Source organism: Nocardia sp. alder85J (assembly GCF_020176955.2).
Lineage (GTDB): Bacteria > Actinomycetota > Actinomycetes > Mycobacteriales > Mycobacteriaceae > Nocardia.
In genome coordinates, this window is sequence record NZ_JAIUCZ020000005.1 from 130,480 (window position 1) to 144,613 (window position 14,134).

General features: G+C 71.0%; 16 protein-coding genes. All 16 read left to right on the forward strand.

Annotated elements, in window-relative coordinates; translation table 11 throughout:
* The first annotated feature begins 58 nt into the window (after positions 1-58).
* The 16 genes from LBW94_RS20320 to LBW94_RS20395 all read left to right on the forward strand — a co-directional run bounded on the left by LBW94_RS20320 (position 59) and on the right by LBW94_RS20395 (position 14,126).
* Positions 59-400 (forward strand): TcmI family type II polyketide cyclase, encoded by a 342-nt coding sequence (locus LBW94_RS20320; RefSeq protein ID WP_225059143.1) that lies wholly within the window; start codon positions 59-61, stop codon positions 398-400.
* A gap of 15 nt (positions 401-415) precedes the next feature.
* Positions 416-673, forward strand: a complete 258-nt coding sequence (locus LBW94_RS20325) for an acyl carrier protein (protein WP_225059142.1) — start codon at positions 416-418, stop codon at positions 671-673.
* Positions 674-675: 2 nt separating this feature from the next.
* Complete coding sequence (locus tag LBW94_RS20330) at positions 676-1,143, forward strand: SRPBCC family protein (protein WP_225059141.1); 468 nt, start codon at positions 676-678, stop codon at positions 1,141-1,143.
* A gap of 11 nt (positions 1,144-1,154) precedes the next feature.
* Positions 1,155-1,553: a cupin domain-containing protein gene (locus LBW94_RS20335; protein WP_225059140.1), complete on the forward strand. Its 399-nt coding sequence runs from the start codon at positions 1,155-1,157 to the stop codon at positions 1,551-1,553.
* On the forward strand, positions 1,550-2,812 hold the full coding sequence (locus LBW94_RS20340) for a beta-ketoacyl-[acyl-carrier-protein] synthase family protein (protein ID WP_225059139.1): 1,263 nt from the start codon (positions 1,550-1,552) through the stop codon (positions 2,810-2,812). Before LBW94_RS20335 ends, LBW94_RS20340 begins: the two co-directional genes overlap by 4 nt.
* A complete protein-coding gene (locus LBW94_RS20345) occupies positions 2,809-4,047 on the forward strand; it encodes a beta-ketoacyl synthase N-terminal-like domain-containing protein (protein WP_225059138.1) in 1,239 nt (412 codons plus the stop codon). The genes LBW94_RS20340 and LBW94_RS20345 overlap by 4 nt, the downstream gene beginning before the upstream one ends.
* Positions 4,044-4,412 (forward strand): antibiotic biosynthesis monooxygenase family protein, encoded by a 369-nt coding sequence (locus LBW94_RS20350; protein ID WP_225059137.1) that lies wholly within the window; start codon positions 4,044-4,046, stop codon positions 4,410-4,412. The genes LBW94_RS20345 and LBW94_RS20350 overlap by 4 nt, the downstream gene beginning before the upstream one ends.
* Positions 4,413-4,770: 358 nt before the next feature.
* Positions 4,771-5,331 (forward strand): dihydrofolate reductase family protein, encoded by a 561-nt coding sequence (locus LBW94_RS20355; protein ID WP_225059136.1) that lies wholly within the window; start codon positions 4,771-4,773, stop codon positions 5,329-5,331.
* 226 nt (positions 5,332-5,557) lie between these two features.
* Positions 5,558-6,853, forward strand: coding sequence for an IS4 family transposase (locus LBW94_RS20360; RefSeq protein WP_225062800.1), 1,296 nt, complete (start codon positions 5,558-5,560; stop codon positions 6,851-6,853).
* Positions 6,854-7,001: 148 nt separating this feature from the next.
* Positions 7,002-8,315 (forward strand): glycosyltransferase, encoded by a 1,314-nt coding sequence (locus tag LBW94_RS20365; protein WP_225062102.1) that lies wholly within the window; start codon positions 7,002-7,004, stop codon positions 8,313-8,315.
* Positions 8,316-8,362: 47 nt separating this feature from the next.
* Positions 8,363-9,427, forward strand: coding sequence for a polyprenyl synthetase family protein (locus LBW94_RS20370; protein ID WP_225062144.1), 1,065 nt, complete (start codon positions 8,363-8,365; stop codon positions 9,425-9,427).
* Positions 9,428-9,440: 13 nt separating this feature from the next.
* Positions 9,441-10,979 carry a phytoene desaturase family protein gene (gene crtI, locus LBW94_RS20375; protein WP_225062103.1) on the forward strand — a complete coding sequence of 513 codons (1,539 nt, stop codon included), beginning with the start codon at positions 9,441-9,443 and terminating at the stop codon, positions 10,977-10,979.
* Positions 10,980-10,989: 10 nt separating this feature from the next.
* Entirely contained in the window at positions 10,990-11,931 is a 942-nt protein-coding gene (locus tag LBW94_RS20380; protein WP_225062104.1) for a phytoene/squalene synthase family protein, read from the forward strand.
* A 1-nt stretch (position 11,932) separates the two neighbouring features.
* Positions 11,933-12,265 (forward strand): lycopene cyclase domain-containing protein, encoded by a 333-nt coding sequence (locus tag LBW94_RS20385; RefSeq protein ID WP_225062105.1) that lies wholly within the window; start codon positions 11,933-11,935, stop codon positions 12,263-12,265.
* Positions 12,262-12,591 (forward strand): lycopene cyclase domain-containing protein, encoded by a 330-nt coding sequence (locus LBW94_RS20390; protein WP_225062106.1) that lies wholly within the window; start codon positions 12,262-12,264, stop codon positions 12,589-12,591. The genes LBW94_RS20385 and LBW94_RS20390 overlap by 4 nt, the downstream gene beginning before the upstream one ends.
* Positions 12,588-14,126: an FAD-dependent oxidoreductase gene (locus LBW94_RS20395; protein ID WP_225062107.1), complete on the forward strand. Its 1,539-nt coding sequence runs from the start codon at positions 12,588-12,590 to the stop codon at positions 14,124-14,126. Before LBW94_RS20390 ends, LBW94_RS20395 begins: the two co-directional genes overlap by 4 nt.
* The last annotated feature ends 8 nt before the right edge of the window (positions 14,127-14,134 follow it).

Below are 14,134 nucleotides of genomic sequence, written 5' to 3' on the forward strand. Positions count from 1 at the left end.
CGACATCGTGACGGACAACCGCTGTTTCGACGTTCGATCACGAGTTCGGAGACGACCGATGAACCGCTCACTGATCGTGGCGCGCATACGCCCCGAGGAATATTCGGCGATCGGCGAAATATTCGCCGAATCCGATCGCACGGAACTGCCTGCGATAGCCGGGGTTTCGCGCCGCGAACTCTATGCGCTGGGCGATGTCTACGTGCACCTGCTGGAAACGTCGGACGAGGGCGCGGCCGCGATCGGGCGCATCGCGCCGCACCCGGAGTTCGTACGGGTGAGTGCCGCACTGGCGCAATACGTGTCACCGTATCTGCCCACCTGGCGCGGCCCCGCCGACGCACGGGCGAAGCTGTTCTACCGGTGGTCACCGGAGACCGGCCCGGAACACATCGGATAGCCGAGAGGTACGGATATGTCGAAGAACTTCGGTCTGGAGGATCTGTGGCAGATCCTGCGCCGCAACGTCGGACTGGGCCTGGACCCCACCGCGGGCGAATCGCCCGAGCAGCAGACGCTGGAGGAGCTCGGTGTCGACTCCCTCGGCGCGCTCGAGATCCAGACCACCGTCATGGACACCTACGGGGTGCGACTGCCGGACGAAATCCTCGAATTGACCGGCGAGCACATCACCGCGCACGTCCGGGACGAACTGACCACGACGGAGGGCTGACCATGGCACAGACCGAGAACAGCATTTCGATCGCCGCACCGCGCGAGGTGGTGTGGGCCACGACCAACAACGTGCGCACCTGGCCCGAACTGTTCACCGAATACGCGGCGGTGGAGGTGATCGCCGAGGTCGGCGACACGGTCCGCTTCCGGCTGGAGATGCATCCCGACGAGCAGGGGCAGGTGTGGAGCTGGGTCAGCGAACGCACCGTCGACCCGGCCACCTGGACGGTCAGCGCGCACCGGGTGGAAACCGGCCCGTTCGAGCACATGCACATTCGCTGGGCCTACACCGAGGCCGACGGCGTGACCACGATGGTCTGGAAGCAGGACTTCCACATGAAATCCGGGGCCCCGGTCGACGACGACACCATGACGGCCCGGATCAACGCCAATTCCGGCGTTCAGATGCGCATCATCAAGGAGCGCATCGAACGTGACCACGCCGCTGTTTCCGCGACACCACAGTAGGAGTCAGGCCGATGTCCCAACCCGTGCCCGTCCTGGTCACCATGACGGACGTGCCCGCCGACCGCCGCCGCGGCGGCGACCTCCGAACGTTGCTGAGCCCACGGAATGTCGGCACCACCGCCGGATTCATGGGCGCCGCGACCATTCCGCCCGGGGAGTTCATCGGCGAGCACTTCCATCCCTATTCCGACGAATTCCTCTTCTGCGTACGCGGTGAGCTGACCGTGGACCTCGACGACGAGCCCTGGGTGATGGCCGGGGAGCAGGCGCTGTTCATCCCGATCGGCACCCGGCATCGGTTGCGCAACACCGGTTCCGGGGAGGCGCTGGTCGTCTTCCACCTGGGACCGCTGGCCCCGCGCCCGGAACTGGGGCACGTCGACACCGAGACCCTGGAGCACACGTCGTGAGACGCGTCGCGGTGACCGGCGTGGGTGTGGTGGCGCCGGGCGGGATCGGCCGGAAGTCGTTCTGGGAGTTCGTGACCTCCGGGCGCACCGCCACCCGGCGGATCACCCTGTTCGATCCCAGCGGTTTTCGATCCCAGGTGGCGGCCGAATGCGAATTCGACCCGGCCGCAGCGGGTCTCACGCCGGCGGAGATCCGGCGCACCGATCGGCTGACGCAATTCGCCCTCGTCGCCGCGCAGGAGGCCGTCGAAGACAGCGGCCTGGAGCTGTCCGATGCGCAGCGCACGGTCACCGGGGTGTCGATGGGCAGCGCGGTCGGCGCGACGATCACCCTCGAATCGGAATTCGTGGTGGCCAGCGACGGCGGCCGGCATTGGCTCGTCGACGACGCCGCCTGCTCGCCGTACCTGTATCAGGCGCTGGTGCCGAGCACCGTCGCCGCGGAGGTGGCGGCCCGGTTCCGCGTGCACGGTCCGGCCACGGTCGTCTCCACCGGCTGCACCTCCGGCATCGACGCGATCGGCCACGGGCACATGCTGATCCAGGACGGTGAGGCCGATATCGTGCTGGCGGGCGCGGCGGACGCACCCATCTCCCCCATCTCGATGGCGGCCTTCGACGCGATCCGCGCCACCACCGGCGACAACGAGGATCCCGCCACCGCGTCCCGGCCGTTCGACCGGACCCGCAGCGGATTCGTGCTCGGTGAGGGCGCCGCGGTGCTGGTGCTGGAGGAGATGGGGCACGCGCTGGCCCGCGGCGCCCACATCTACGCGGAGGTCGCGGGCTACGCCAACCGCTGCAACGGATATCACATGACCGGGCTGCGGCCCGACGGCGCCGAAATGGCGCTGGCCATCGGCGATGCGCTGGATCAGGCGCGGCTGAACACCGATGCGGTCGACTACATCAGCGCGCACGGTTCGGGCACCAAGCAGAACGACCGCCACGAAACCGCCGCGTACAAGCGGGCTCTCGGCCCGTTCGCGTACCGGACGCCGATCAGTTCGCTGAAGTCCATGATCGGACATTCGCTGGGGGCCATCGGATCCCTGGAGATGGCGGCCTGTGCGCTGGCGATCGAGACCGCGGTGATTCCGCCGACGGCCAACTGGCGGCACCGCGACCCGGAGTGCGATCTGGACTATGTGCCCGGCACCGCCCGTAGCGTCCCGGTGCGGCACGCACTCTCGGTGGGCAGCGGATTCGGGGGGTTCCAGTCCGCGATGGTGTTCCGCCGGCCGCCGGAGCTGCGATGAGCCGCAACGCCGTCGTCACCGGCATCGGAGTCGTTGCGCCCAGCGGTAATTCGGCCGCTCACCACTGGGATACCGTGCTGGCGGGCGAGAATCGGCTGACGCCGATCGCGGCGTTCGACGCGTCGCGGTACGGATGCGGACTGGCCGGGCAGGTCGGCGGATTCGATCCTGAGGACCATATCGATCGGAAGCTGATCGTGCAGACCGACCGGTGGACGTGGATGTCGCTGGCGGCGACCGCTCAGGCCTTCGCCGATGCGGATCTCGATCCGGCGCAACTGGATCCGTATCGGATGTCGGTGGCGCTGGCCAGTTCCTCCGGCGGCAACCACTTCGGTCAGCGGGAGATGCAACGGCTGTGGACCGGGCCCAACCGGACGGTCAGCGCGTACCAGTCGATCGCCTGGTTCTACGCGGCCACCGTCGGCCAGACCTCCATCGCACATCAGATGAAGGGGCCGGCGAGTGTCGTGATCGCCGAGGCCGCAGGCGGATTGGACAGCTTCGCGGTCGCGGCCCGGCTGATCCGGCGCGGTGCGGATGTCGTGCTCGCCGGTGGCACCGAGGCGCCGCTGAGCCCGTACGCGCTGGCCTGCCAGCAGAGCAGCGGCTGGCTCAGCCCCAGTCGCGACCCGCGGCGCGCCTATCGGCCTTTCGACACGGACGCAACAGGTTTCGTGCCCGCCGAAGGCGGTGCGGTGCTGGTGGTCGAGGAGGAGTCCCACGCGATCGCCCGGGGCGTCCCGTACATCTACGGCGAGATCGCGGGCCATGCCGCCACCCATGACGGACGCCGGTCCCGCCCGCACGGCGTGGTCGCCGAGGACCTGCCCTCGGACCAGTTGGCGGCGGCGCTGCGGCTGGCCCTGGACCGGGCCGGTGCCGCGGCCACCGCGGTGGACGTGCTGTTCGCCGATGCGCTGGGCGTGCCCGCAGCGGATCGCGCCGAGGCGGCCGCCCTGCGCGAGGTCTTTCCCGCCGGTGTCCCGGTGACCGGGCAGAAGGCCCTGCTGGGCCGGGCCTACCAGGGCAGTTCGGCGCTCGAGGTCGCCACGGCGCTGCTCGCGATGCGTGAGGGCCTGCTGCCCGCGTTCGGCACCGCCACCCCGCACGCCGATCTGGACCTGATCCCCGCCGCGCGCGCCGCGGACGTCGATGTCGCGGCCGTCGTCGCCCGCGGATTCGACGGCTTCAACAGCGCGCTGATCCTGCGCAGACACGGAGGTATGTCATGACCGACGAGCAGCACGAACTCGGACCCGGCCGGGTGGTGTTCCTGATCCGGGTGGCGCCCGACCGCGAGCGCGACTTCCTCGCCGCCTACGAGGGAATCCGGCACCTGATCGCACAGGGCGTGCCCGGACACGTCGTCGATCAGGTGTGCCGATCGCCCGCGGATCCCGAACAGTGGCTCATCACCAGCGAGTGGCGCGATCTGCGCGACTTCTACGCCTGGGAATCCGATCCGGAACACCGGCGAACGGTGGCCCCGCTGCGCGCGTGCTTCACCGACGGCAGGTCGATGAAGTTCGTGGTCGTCGCCGAGACCGGGAGCACCGGCGCCCGCGACACCACGTCGTCGGCCGCGCCCGGCATCTGAACCCGGTGACCGGGATCGGTTGCCTCGCAGGGATTTCGGAGACGGCGGGCAGTAGCGGGTCCGAGGGGTGCTGCCCGCCGCTCCGGAGTCCGGCTGCTCGGCCGAGCAGCGCCGGGCGGCCTTCGGGAAATGCGGATCCGCCACCGGCGCTGCGTCTTTCGGCCTCGTGAAGACTCCGGCAGGCCGGTCCCGGCATGCGGCGGCCATCCCCGGTGTCGCGCCGAGGACCACGCGCGCGATGCCGACACCGCCGCCCGGGTACCGCCGCGCCGAGCCGCGCACGCACTACGATAGCCGCAGGTTCGGGCGAGGTTCTCGATCTGCTCGGCGGCACTCGCCCCGTCGCGGAGGAGGTCCGATGCTGCCGGTGATCTACTCGATGAGCGTGTCGCTGGACGGCTTCATCGCCGGGCCGGGCGGTGATATCGGCTGGACCGCACCGGATGCGGAGGAGTTCGGCTTTCATGTCGAGCAGACCCGCGAGGTCGCCGCGCATCTGTGCGGGCGCGCTCTCTACGAGGCCATGCTGGTGTGGGAGACCGCCGAGCAGACCATGTCCGATCCGGCGGAATTGGAGTTCGCGCGGATCTGGCGGGCGATCCCGAAGGTGATCTTCTCCCGCACGCTGGATGCGGTGGTGGGCAATGCGCGCCTGGCCACCGGTGACATCGCCGCCGAGATCGGGCGGCTGCGGGATCAGCCGGGTGACGGGGTGGTGGCCATCGGCGGGGCGGGGCTGGCGGCGGCCGCCATCGCCGCGGATCTGGTCGACGACTATCGGCTGTTCGTCAAGCCGTTCGTGCTGGGCAGTGGGACGCCGTACTTCCCGCCGCTGGCCGCGCCACTGGGGTTGCGGCTGGCCGAGTCCCGGACATTGAGCTCGCGCGTCGTCTATCTGCGCTACGAACGCGTGCGCTGAGGCCGGATACCCGGGCGGCGCTCGGCCGCCCCTAGTGCCAATGCCGCTCAGTTTGGGTGGTGGGCCAGCTGTCAAGGGGATGTTGTTGCGGGGCTGGAGGTCTGGGTAGAAAAGACAGCGGAACTGCTGGTAGAGAGGTGTTGTCCGCCAAAGACAAGCCTTCGACCAAGGAGTTCCGCTGTCGGTTCAGTCTGTCATCTCCCGGCGTGCGGCGGTAGCTGCGGGGGTGTTCGCGCCGGGGCATCTGGGTGAGTTGACCCAGATCGTGTCGTTCGACCTCGTTGATGCCGCGTTGGAGGCCACGCGGGCCACTGAGCGGCGGGTGCGTGTGCTGCCCTCGCGGGTGGTGGTGTATCTGCTGCTGGCCGGGGCGTTGTTCGAACAGATCGGTTACCGGCAGGTGTGGGCGCGGCTGGTCAGCGGCCTGGGCGATGTGCCGGTGCCAGCACCAGCGTCTTCGGCGGTGACCCAGGCGTTGCGGCGGGTCGGCCCCGCGCCGCTGCGGGCCTTGTTCGCGTTGGTGGCAGGTCCGGGCGTGGGTGCGGTGCGGTGGCGCGGGCTGCTGGTGTGCGCGATCGACGGCACCACGATGTTCACCCCCGACAGCACTGCGAACTCGGCGATGTTCGGCCGCCAGACCGGGCGGCCCGACGCCGCGGCCGGGTATCCGATGCTGCGGCTGCTGACCGTGGTCGCCTGCGGCACCCGCACCGTCATCGACGCGGTGTCCGGCCCCTACCTGACCGGGGAAACCAGCTACGCACCACAGCTTTTCGATTGCCTGAAACCAGGCATGCTGTTGCTGGCCGACCGCAACTTCGCGGTCGCGGCCCTGATCGAGAAGATCTCCGCCACGCGGGCGGAGCTACTGATTCGCTGCAAGGACAACCGCGTCTTGCCGCCGATCAAGCATCTGCAGGACCGGTCGTGGCTGGCGCGGGTCGGCCCGGTCCTGGTGCGCGTGGTCGACGCCGAGATCGTCGTGCGCTGCCAGGGTGGCCCGCGCCGGGTCGGCCGCTACCGTCTGATCACCACCCTGACCGACGAAACCCAGTACCCTGCAACCGAATTGGTTCGGCTTTATCATCAGCGGTGGGAGATCGAAACCAGCTATCTCGAGCTGAAATCGACCATACTGGGCGGGCGGGTGTTACGTGCCCGCACTCCCGGCGGTGTCACCCAAGAGATCTATGCCCTGCTGATCACCTACCAAGCACTACGCACCGCCATCGCCGACACCGCCCTGGCCAGCGGAGATTTCACCGCCGACCGCGCCAGTTTCACCATCGCCGTGCACACTGCCCGCGACCAGCTCATCCACGCCGCCGCAGTCCTGGCCGGCACCACCATCGACCTGATCGGCGCCATCGGCCGCGCCATCCTGGCCGACCCGCTCCCGCCACGCCGGGAACGCACCAGCCCCCGCGTGGTCAAACGCGCCATCTCCAAACACCGCGCCAAAGGCCCGATCGACCGCACCACCTACAAAACCCAGATCAACGTACACATCGTGCCCGGTTGACAACCGGGCACAATGCCAAACTGAGCGGCATTGCCCCTAGTGCCGCTGCCACGCGGAATTCGCGCTGCCGGCGACGCGGCGGTCGTGCATCGTTTCTGCATCGATTGGGGTAGAGTGGCGGTGTCGCCCAGGAAGGACCGCCGCCCGCATGGCTCGATATCTGCTCGCTGCCAGTCCGATCCCCGGTCATGCGCTGCCGATGCTCGGCATCGGCGCGGAACTGGTCCGGCGCGGGCACGATGTGCGGCTGCTCACCGGGGCGGAATTCGGTGCGCTCGCGGTCGCGCGCGGGATGCGGGCGGTGACATTGCCCGGTGGGGTCGCGGCGAGCGGGTCGCCGGATACCCGGCCGGGGCTCGTGCAGCGGTGGCGGACCGGGCGGGCGGAGTTGCTGTCGGTGTTCGTGGCGCCGCTGGTCGCGCAGTATGCCGCGCTGCGAACCGAACTCGAGCGGGAGGCCGCGGCGGCGGTGCTGGTCGATCTGGCCTTCACCGGTGCGCTGCCGTTGCTGCTGGCGGGCCGGCCGCGGCCGGCGGTGCTGGTGTGCGGGGTCGGGCCGCTCACGGTGTCGAGCCGGGACACCGCGCCGTTCGGGGCCGGGTGGCGGCCGCGGGCGGGGGCGCGGTATTCGCGCATGACCTGGTTCACCCATCGGGTGTTGTTGCGCGAGGTGCGGATCCGGCTGGACGCGGCCTTGCGGGCCGCCGGCGTCGCGGCCGCACCGGTTTTCCTCACCGACTGGCCGCTGCTGGCCGACCGGCTGCTGCAACTGACCGTGCCCGCCTTCGAATATCGGCGCCGCGATCTGCCGGACTCGGTGGTGTTCACCGGGCCGCTGCCCGTCGACGACGGGATGGCCGACTGGGAGCCGGTCCCGGTGCGGGAGCGCCGGATTCGGGTGCATGTCACGCAGGGCACCTGGAACAACGGCGATCCCGGCCAGCTGATCGTGCCCACGCTGGCGGGGCTGGCCGACCGCGGTGACCTCGAGGTGATCGCGACCACCGGGCGGGCGCAGCGGTTGCCGATCGGCACCCCCGGCAATGCCCGGGTCGTCGATTTCTGTTCGTATGCCGGACTGCTGCCCACGGTGGACGTGATGGTCACCAACGGGGGCTACGGCGGGGTGCACGCGGCCCTGGCGCACGGGGTGCCGCTGGTGGTGGCCGGCGGCTGCGCCGACAAGCCGGAGGTGGCCGCGCGAGTGGCGCATTTCGGGGTGGGGGTCGACCTGCGCACGGCCCGGCCGACCGGGCGACAGGTGGCCGCCGCGGTCGACAGGGTGCTCACCACGCCGTCCTATCGGCAGGCCGCCGCGCGTGTTGCGGGGGCTATCGCCGCCACCCGTCCGTACGATGCGATCGAACAGACGCTGGCCGAGTATGCAGGTCTCGGTCCACGGCCGGTGACCGCGGTATCGCACGATGATTCGCCGTTTCGCTCGACCGAGGAGTTCCTGTGAGCGTCGTCGCGTCCGGATCCGACCGATCGCCCGGTCCCGTCGCGGGCCTGCCGCCGGCCGCCGCCGCATCGTTCGGCGCCTGGCGCGCCTCGGTGCGGGCGGATGTGCTCGGCGAGCTCGAAGCGTTCCTGGATCGCAACCGGATCGGGCCGGTGCACGGCATCGCCGTCGACGACATCGCCCGGCAGTACCTCTGCGGCGGCAAGTGCCTGCGCTCCGGCTTCATGTATCTGGGCTGGTTGTGCGGCGCCGAACCCGATCCGGCCGCACTGCGCGCCGCGGGCAGCCTCGAACTGCTGCACGCGTTCGCCCTGATCCAGGACGACGTGATGGACGAGGCGCAGACCCGTCGCAACCAGCCGACCGCTCACCTCCGGTTCGGCCGGCGGCATCGGGAGGCCCGGCTACCCGGCTCCGCGGACCGGTTCGGCGAATCCGCGGCGACGTTGCTGGCCGATATCTGCCTGATCTGGGCGGACACGATGTTGCGCGACAGCGGGATCGGCCGCGAGGCCCTGCATCGGGTGCGGCCGCGCTACGACGCGATGCGCGTCGAGCTGGCGCTCGGGCAGTTCGCGGATCTGCTCAACGACGCCCGCACCGAACCCGATCTGGAGACGGTGCTGACCGTCGCGGCGGCGAAATCGGGCAACTACACGGTGCGGCGGCCGCTGGAACTGGGTGCGGCCATGGCCGGTTGCGACGACGGCACGCTGGCGGCGCTGGGTCTGTACGGCCGCGTCGTCGGGGAGGCGTTCCAGCTGCGGGACGACCTGCTGGGCATCTTCGGCGCCGCCGCCGTCACCGGCAAACCCAGCGACAACGACCTGGCCCAGCACAAGGCGACGACCGTGGTGGTCGCCGCCGGGCAACTGGCCGACCCCGCCACCCGCCGCGAGTTGCAGGCGCTGCTGTCGGCGCCGCACATCGATGCGGTTGCGGTGGAACATCTCCGCGAGCTGATCGTGGCGACGGGGGCCCGTGAGCACATCGAGCGGATGATCGCCGACCGGGTCGTGGAGGCCCGGCGGATCACCGCGGCGGCGCTGCCCGAGCGTCAGCGGCGGCTGCTGGACGGGATGGCCGACATCTGCACCCACCGGGACACGTGAACGAAGGAGCGCGATGCGCACGATCAGTGGCCGCAGCGACCACATCGTCGTCGTCGGGGCCGGGCTGGCCGGACTGTCGGCCGCGCTGCATCTGGCGGGCCGGGGCCGGACGGTCACGGTGCTGGAACGCGATACGGTGCCCGGTGGCCGGACCGGGCGCGCGGATGTCGACGGCTACCGGCTCGACACCGGACCCACCGTGCTGACCATGCCGGACCTGATCGAGGAGGTCTTCGCCGCGGTCGGCGAACGGATGCGGGACCGGCTGATCCTCGACCCCGTCGAACCCGCCTACCGGGCCCGCTACGCGGACGGACGGTGGCTGGAGGTGCACACCGACACCGAGCGGATGGCCGCCGCGGTCGCCGACTTCGCGGGTCCCGCGCAGGCGGACGGCTATCGGCGCCTGCGGGATTGGCTGACCCGGCTGTACCACGCCGAATTCGACCGCTTCATCGCCGCCAACTTCGACTCGCCGCTGTCGATGCTGAACCCGGCGCTGGGCCGGCTGGTCGCCCTCGGCGGGTTCCGGCACTGGGACCGGGCCGTGGCCCGCCACATCGGCGATCCGGAGCTGCGGCGGCTGTTCACCTTTCAGTCGTTGTACGCCGGCGTCACCCCGGCGCGGGCACTGGCCGCGTACGCCGTCATCGCCTATATGGACACCATCGGGGGCGTGTACTTCCCGCGCGGCGGGATGCGCGCGCTGCCGGACGCGCTGGCCGCGGCCGCCGAAGCCGCGGGTGTGCGCCTGCGCTACGCGACCACGGTGACCGGTACCGACCGCGTCGGATCCCGGGTGCGCGCGGTGGTCACCGCGTCCGGGGAGCGGATCGCCTGCGACGCGGTCGTGCTGACCTCGGAACTGGCCGACAGCCACCGGCTCCTGTCGCATCGATCGCGGCGGCCGCTGGGTCCGGTGGCCGCGCCGTCGGCGGTGGTGCTGCACCTCGGCGTCGCGGCCGCACCCGAACTGGGGCATCACACCCTGCTGTTCGGGCGGGCCTGGGAGGAGACGTTCCGCGACATCACCGTGCACGGGCGGGTGATGCGCGACCCGTCGCTGCTGGTGACCCGGCCCACCGCCGGAGATCCCACGCTCGCCCCGCCCGGACGCGAACTGCTGTATCTGCTCGCCCCGGTACCGAATCTCGCACGCGGACGGATCAATTGGGATCGCTTCGGCCCGGCGTACGCGCGGGAGTTGCTCGCCACCGCCGGGGACCGGCTCACGGAACTGCCGGACGCGCACCTGCTCCGGGTGACCACCCCCGCCGACTGGGCGCGCCAGGGCATGCTGGCCGGCAGTCCGTTCGCGCTGGCCCACACCTTCGCCCAGACCGGGCCGTTCCGGCCCGCCAACCTGATCCGCGGTCTGGACAATGTGGTGCTGGCCGGCGGTTCCACCGTTCCCGGAGTGGGTATTCCGCCGGTGCTCGTCTCCGGGCGGCTGGCCGCCGACCGCATCACCGGCGTCGGGGCGGCGTCCGTTTCCTATCCCGGCCTGGTCGCCGCCGCGGCGGCGCGCCTGCGAACTTTCGCTGTCCACTGATCGGAGTCCCTTGTCGAACAACGCCTTCGCCGCCGACCTCCGGCACGACACCGGCCTGCGCGCGTCCTACCGGGCCTGCCGCGAGCTCAACGCGCGGCACGGCAGAACCTTCTTCCTCGCCACCCGGCTGCTGGCGGCCGACCAGCGCCCGGCGATCCACGCGCTGTACGGCTTCGCCCGCCGCGCCGACGACATCCTGGACCAGACCGATCCCGGCCTCGGCGCCGCCGAGCGCGAGCGGCGGCTCGACGCGCTGGCCGGGCAGTTCCACGCCGCCGACGCCGACGGCGACGCGGTGCTGCCCGCGGTGCTGCACACCATGCGCCACTACCGGATTCCCGGCGCCCTGTTCGAATCCTTCCTGACCTCCATGCGCATGGACCTGACCGTGACCGACTATCCGGACCGGGCCGCGCTCGACCGCTACATCCACGGATCCGCGGAAGTGATCGGCTTGCAGGTACTTCCGGTGCTGGGCACGGTCGGCGCGGCCGAGGAGGCCGCCCCGTACGCGGCCGCGCTCGGCAAGGCGTTCCAGCTGACGAACTTCCTGCGCGATGTCGACGAGGATCTGGCCCGCGACCGGGTGTATCTGCCCGCCGACGAACTCGCGGTGCACGGCGTGGATCGGGCACTGCTGCACTGGTGTCAGGCGCACCGCCGCACCGATCCGCGCGTGCGCCGGGCCCTCGCCGCGCAGCACGCGCGCACCCGCGAGATCTACCGCTACGCCCGCCGCGGTATCGATCTGCTCGAGCCGCGCTCACGCCCGTGCGTGGCAGCGGCTCACACCCTCTACGGCGAAATCCTGGACCGTATCGAGGATCTCGACTTCGACATCTTCGTTCACCGTGCCCGCGTGGGGATTCCGCGCCGGGCGGCGGTGGGCGCGGCCGGACTGTGGCAGAGCTGGCGCGGCCCGCGCAGGCCCGCCCGGGCCGGGGAGGTATGAGATGGGACACTGGCACTACGCCGCGATACTCGCCGCCTGTCTCGCGGTGACCGCACCCCTGGAACTGGTCGGCGACGGCGTCTATCGGCATCCGCGCCGGACCGTCACCGCGATCGCGCCGATCGCCGCCGGGTTCGTGGCCTGGGACGTGCTCGCGACCGCGCACGGGATCTGGCGTTTCGACCCGCGGTTCCTGCTCGGCGTCACCGTGCCCGGTGGCCTGCCGATCGAGGAGGTGCTGTTCTTCCTGGTGATCCCGGTGTGCGGGCTGCTGACCTTCAACGCGGTCGGCGCCATGGTCACCCGGCTGCGCCGCGACCGGAGGCCGGTGTGAGCGGGCTGCTGCTGGGCTACACCGGGCCCGCGCTGCTGGCCGCCGCCGCGACCTGCGCGGCCGAGATCGGGTGGCTGCGTACGGGTCTGTTCCGGCGCACCGAGTACTGGCTGTGCCTGGCGATCGTGTTCGCCTTCCAGATCCCGGTCGACGGCTGGCTCACCCACGGCAGCACACCGACGGTCGTCTACAACCCCGCGCACATCCTCGGTGTCCGTGCGCCGCTGGGCATTCCGATCGAGGATTTCCTGTTCGGCTTCGCACTGGTGACGCTGGTGCTGCTGGTCTGGGAGCACACCGCGCGGCGCGACGGCGGCCGGCGATGACCGGCATCGGCACCGACCCGCGCCGGGTGCTGCACCCGGCCGGGCCCGGCGTCCTCGACCTCGGCGGCGGCGGGAGCGCGCCGCGGGTGGCGGTGATCGGCGCGGGGATCGCCGGGCTGGCCGCGGCGACCGGACTGGCCGAACGTGGCGTGACCGTCGAGATCCTCGAACGCGAGGACCATCTCGGCGGCCGGGTCGGCGGCTGGACCGAACGCCTCGGCGACGGCACCACGGTCGGGATGAACCGCGGTTTCCACGCCTTCTTCCGGCAGTACTACAACCTGCGAAAACTGTTGTCCCGCAGCGATCCCGGCCTGGAGCGGCTGCGGCCGCTGGCGGACTACCCGCTGGTCGACGCGCAGGGCCGCCGGGACAGCTTCCGGCATCTGCCGCGCACCCCACCGTGGAACGCGCTCACCTTCGCGCTGCGCAGCCCGACCTTCCGGCTGCGTGATCTGGCGCGCATCGACCCGCGCGCCGCGGCCCCGCTGGCCGCGGTCTCGATCCCCGAGATCTACACGGCCCTGGACCATCTCGACGCCGACGCCTTCCTCCGGGCCGTCCGATTCCCCGAGGCGGCCCGGCATCTGGCGTTCGAGGTGTTCTCCCGCAGCTTCTTCGCACTCCCCCACCGCATGTCGGCCGCGGAACTGGCCGCCATGTTCCACATCTACTTCCTGGGCTCCAGCGAGGGCCTGATCTTCGATGTGGCCGAGGACAATTTCGACACCGCGCTGTGGACGCCGCTGCGCGAACACCTCACCGCCGCGTCGATGCCCGGGGCCGTCACCGTCCGAACCGGCGTGCGCTGCACCGATATCCAGCGCCGGACAGCGGGGTTGCGGGTCCGCGACGACACCGGCGCCGCCCTGGACGTCGACGCCGTCGTGCTCGCCACCGACATCGGCGGGCTGCGCGACATCGTCGGCGCCTCCCCCACACTCGGCGATCCGGCGTGGCGGGCGGCGATCGCCGGATTGGGTACCGCCCCGGCATTTCTCGTGCACCGGCTGTGGCTGGATCGACCGGTCGCCGCGGACCGGCCGGCCTTCCTGGCCACCGGCGGCCTGGCGCCGCTGGACAATGTGAGCGTCCTGGAACGCTACGAGCGCGGCGCCGCCGACTGGGCTCGGCGCCACCGCGGCAGCGTCGTCGAATTGCACGCCTACGCACTCGATTCCGACGACGATCCGCGAGCCCGGCTGACGGATCGCCTGCACCGGCTCTATCCCGAAACCGCGCAGGCCGGTGTGCTCGGCGAGGTCACGCTCCGGCGGCAGGACTGCCCGCGTTTCGCGCCGGGCGATTTCGCGCTGCGGCCCGGAATCCGCACACCCGATCCGGATCTCGTGCTGGCCGGTGACGGCATCCGGGTCGATCTGCCGGTCGCGTTGATGGAACGCGCCGCCACCACCGGCTGGGCCGCGGCCAATGCGCTGCTGGCTCGCTGGGGGGCCGCCGGGCACGCACTGCACACCGTTCCGACCCACGGGCGTTCACGGCTGCTGCGCAGCCTGGCCACACGAAAGGCGTAGCGACACCG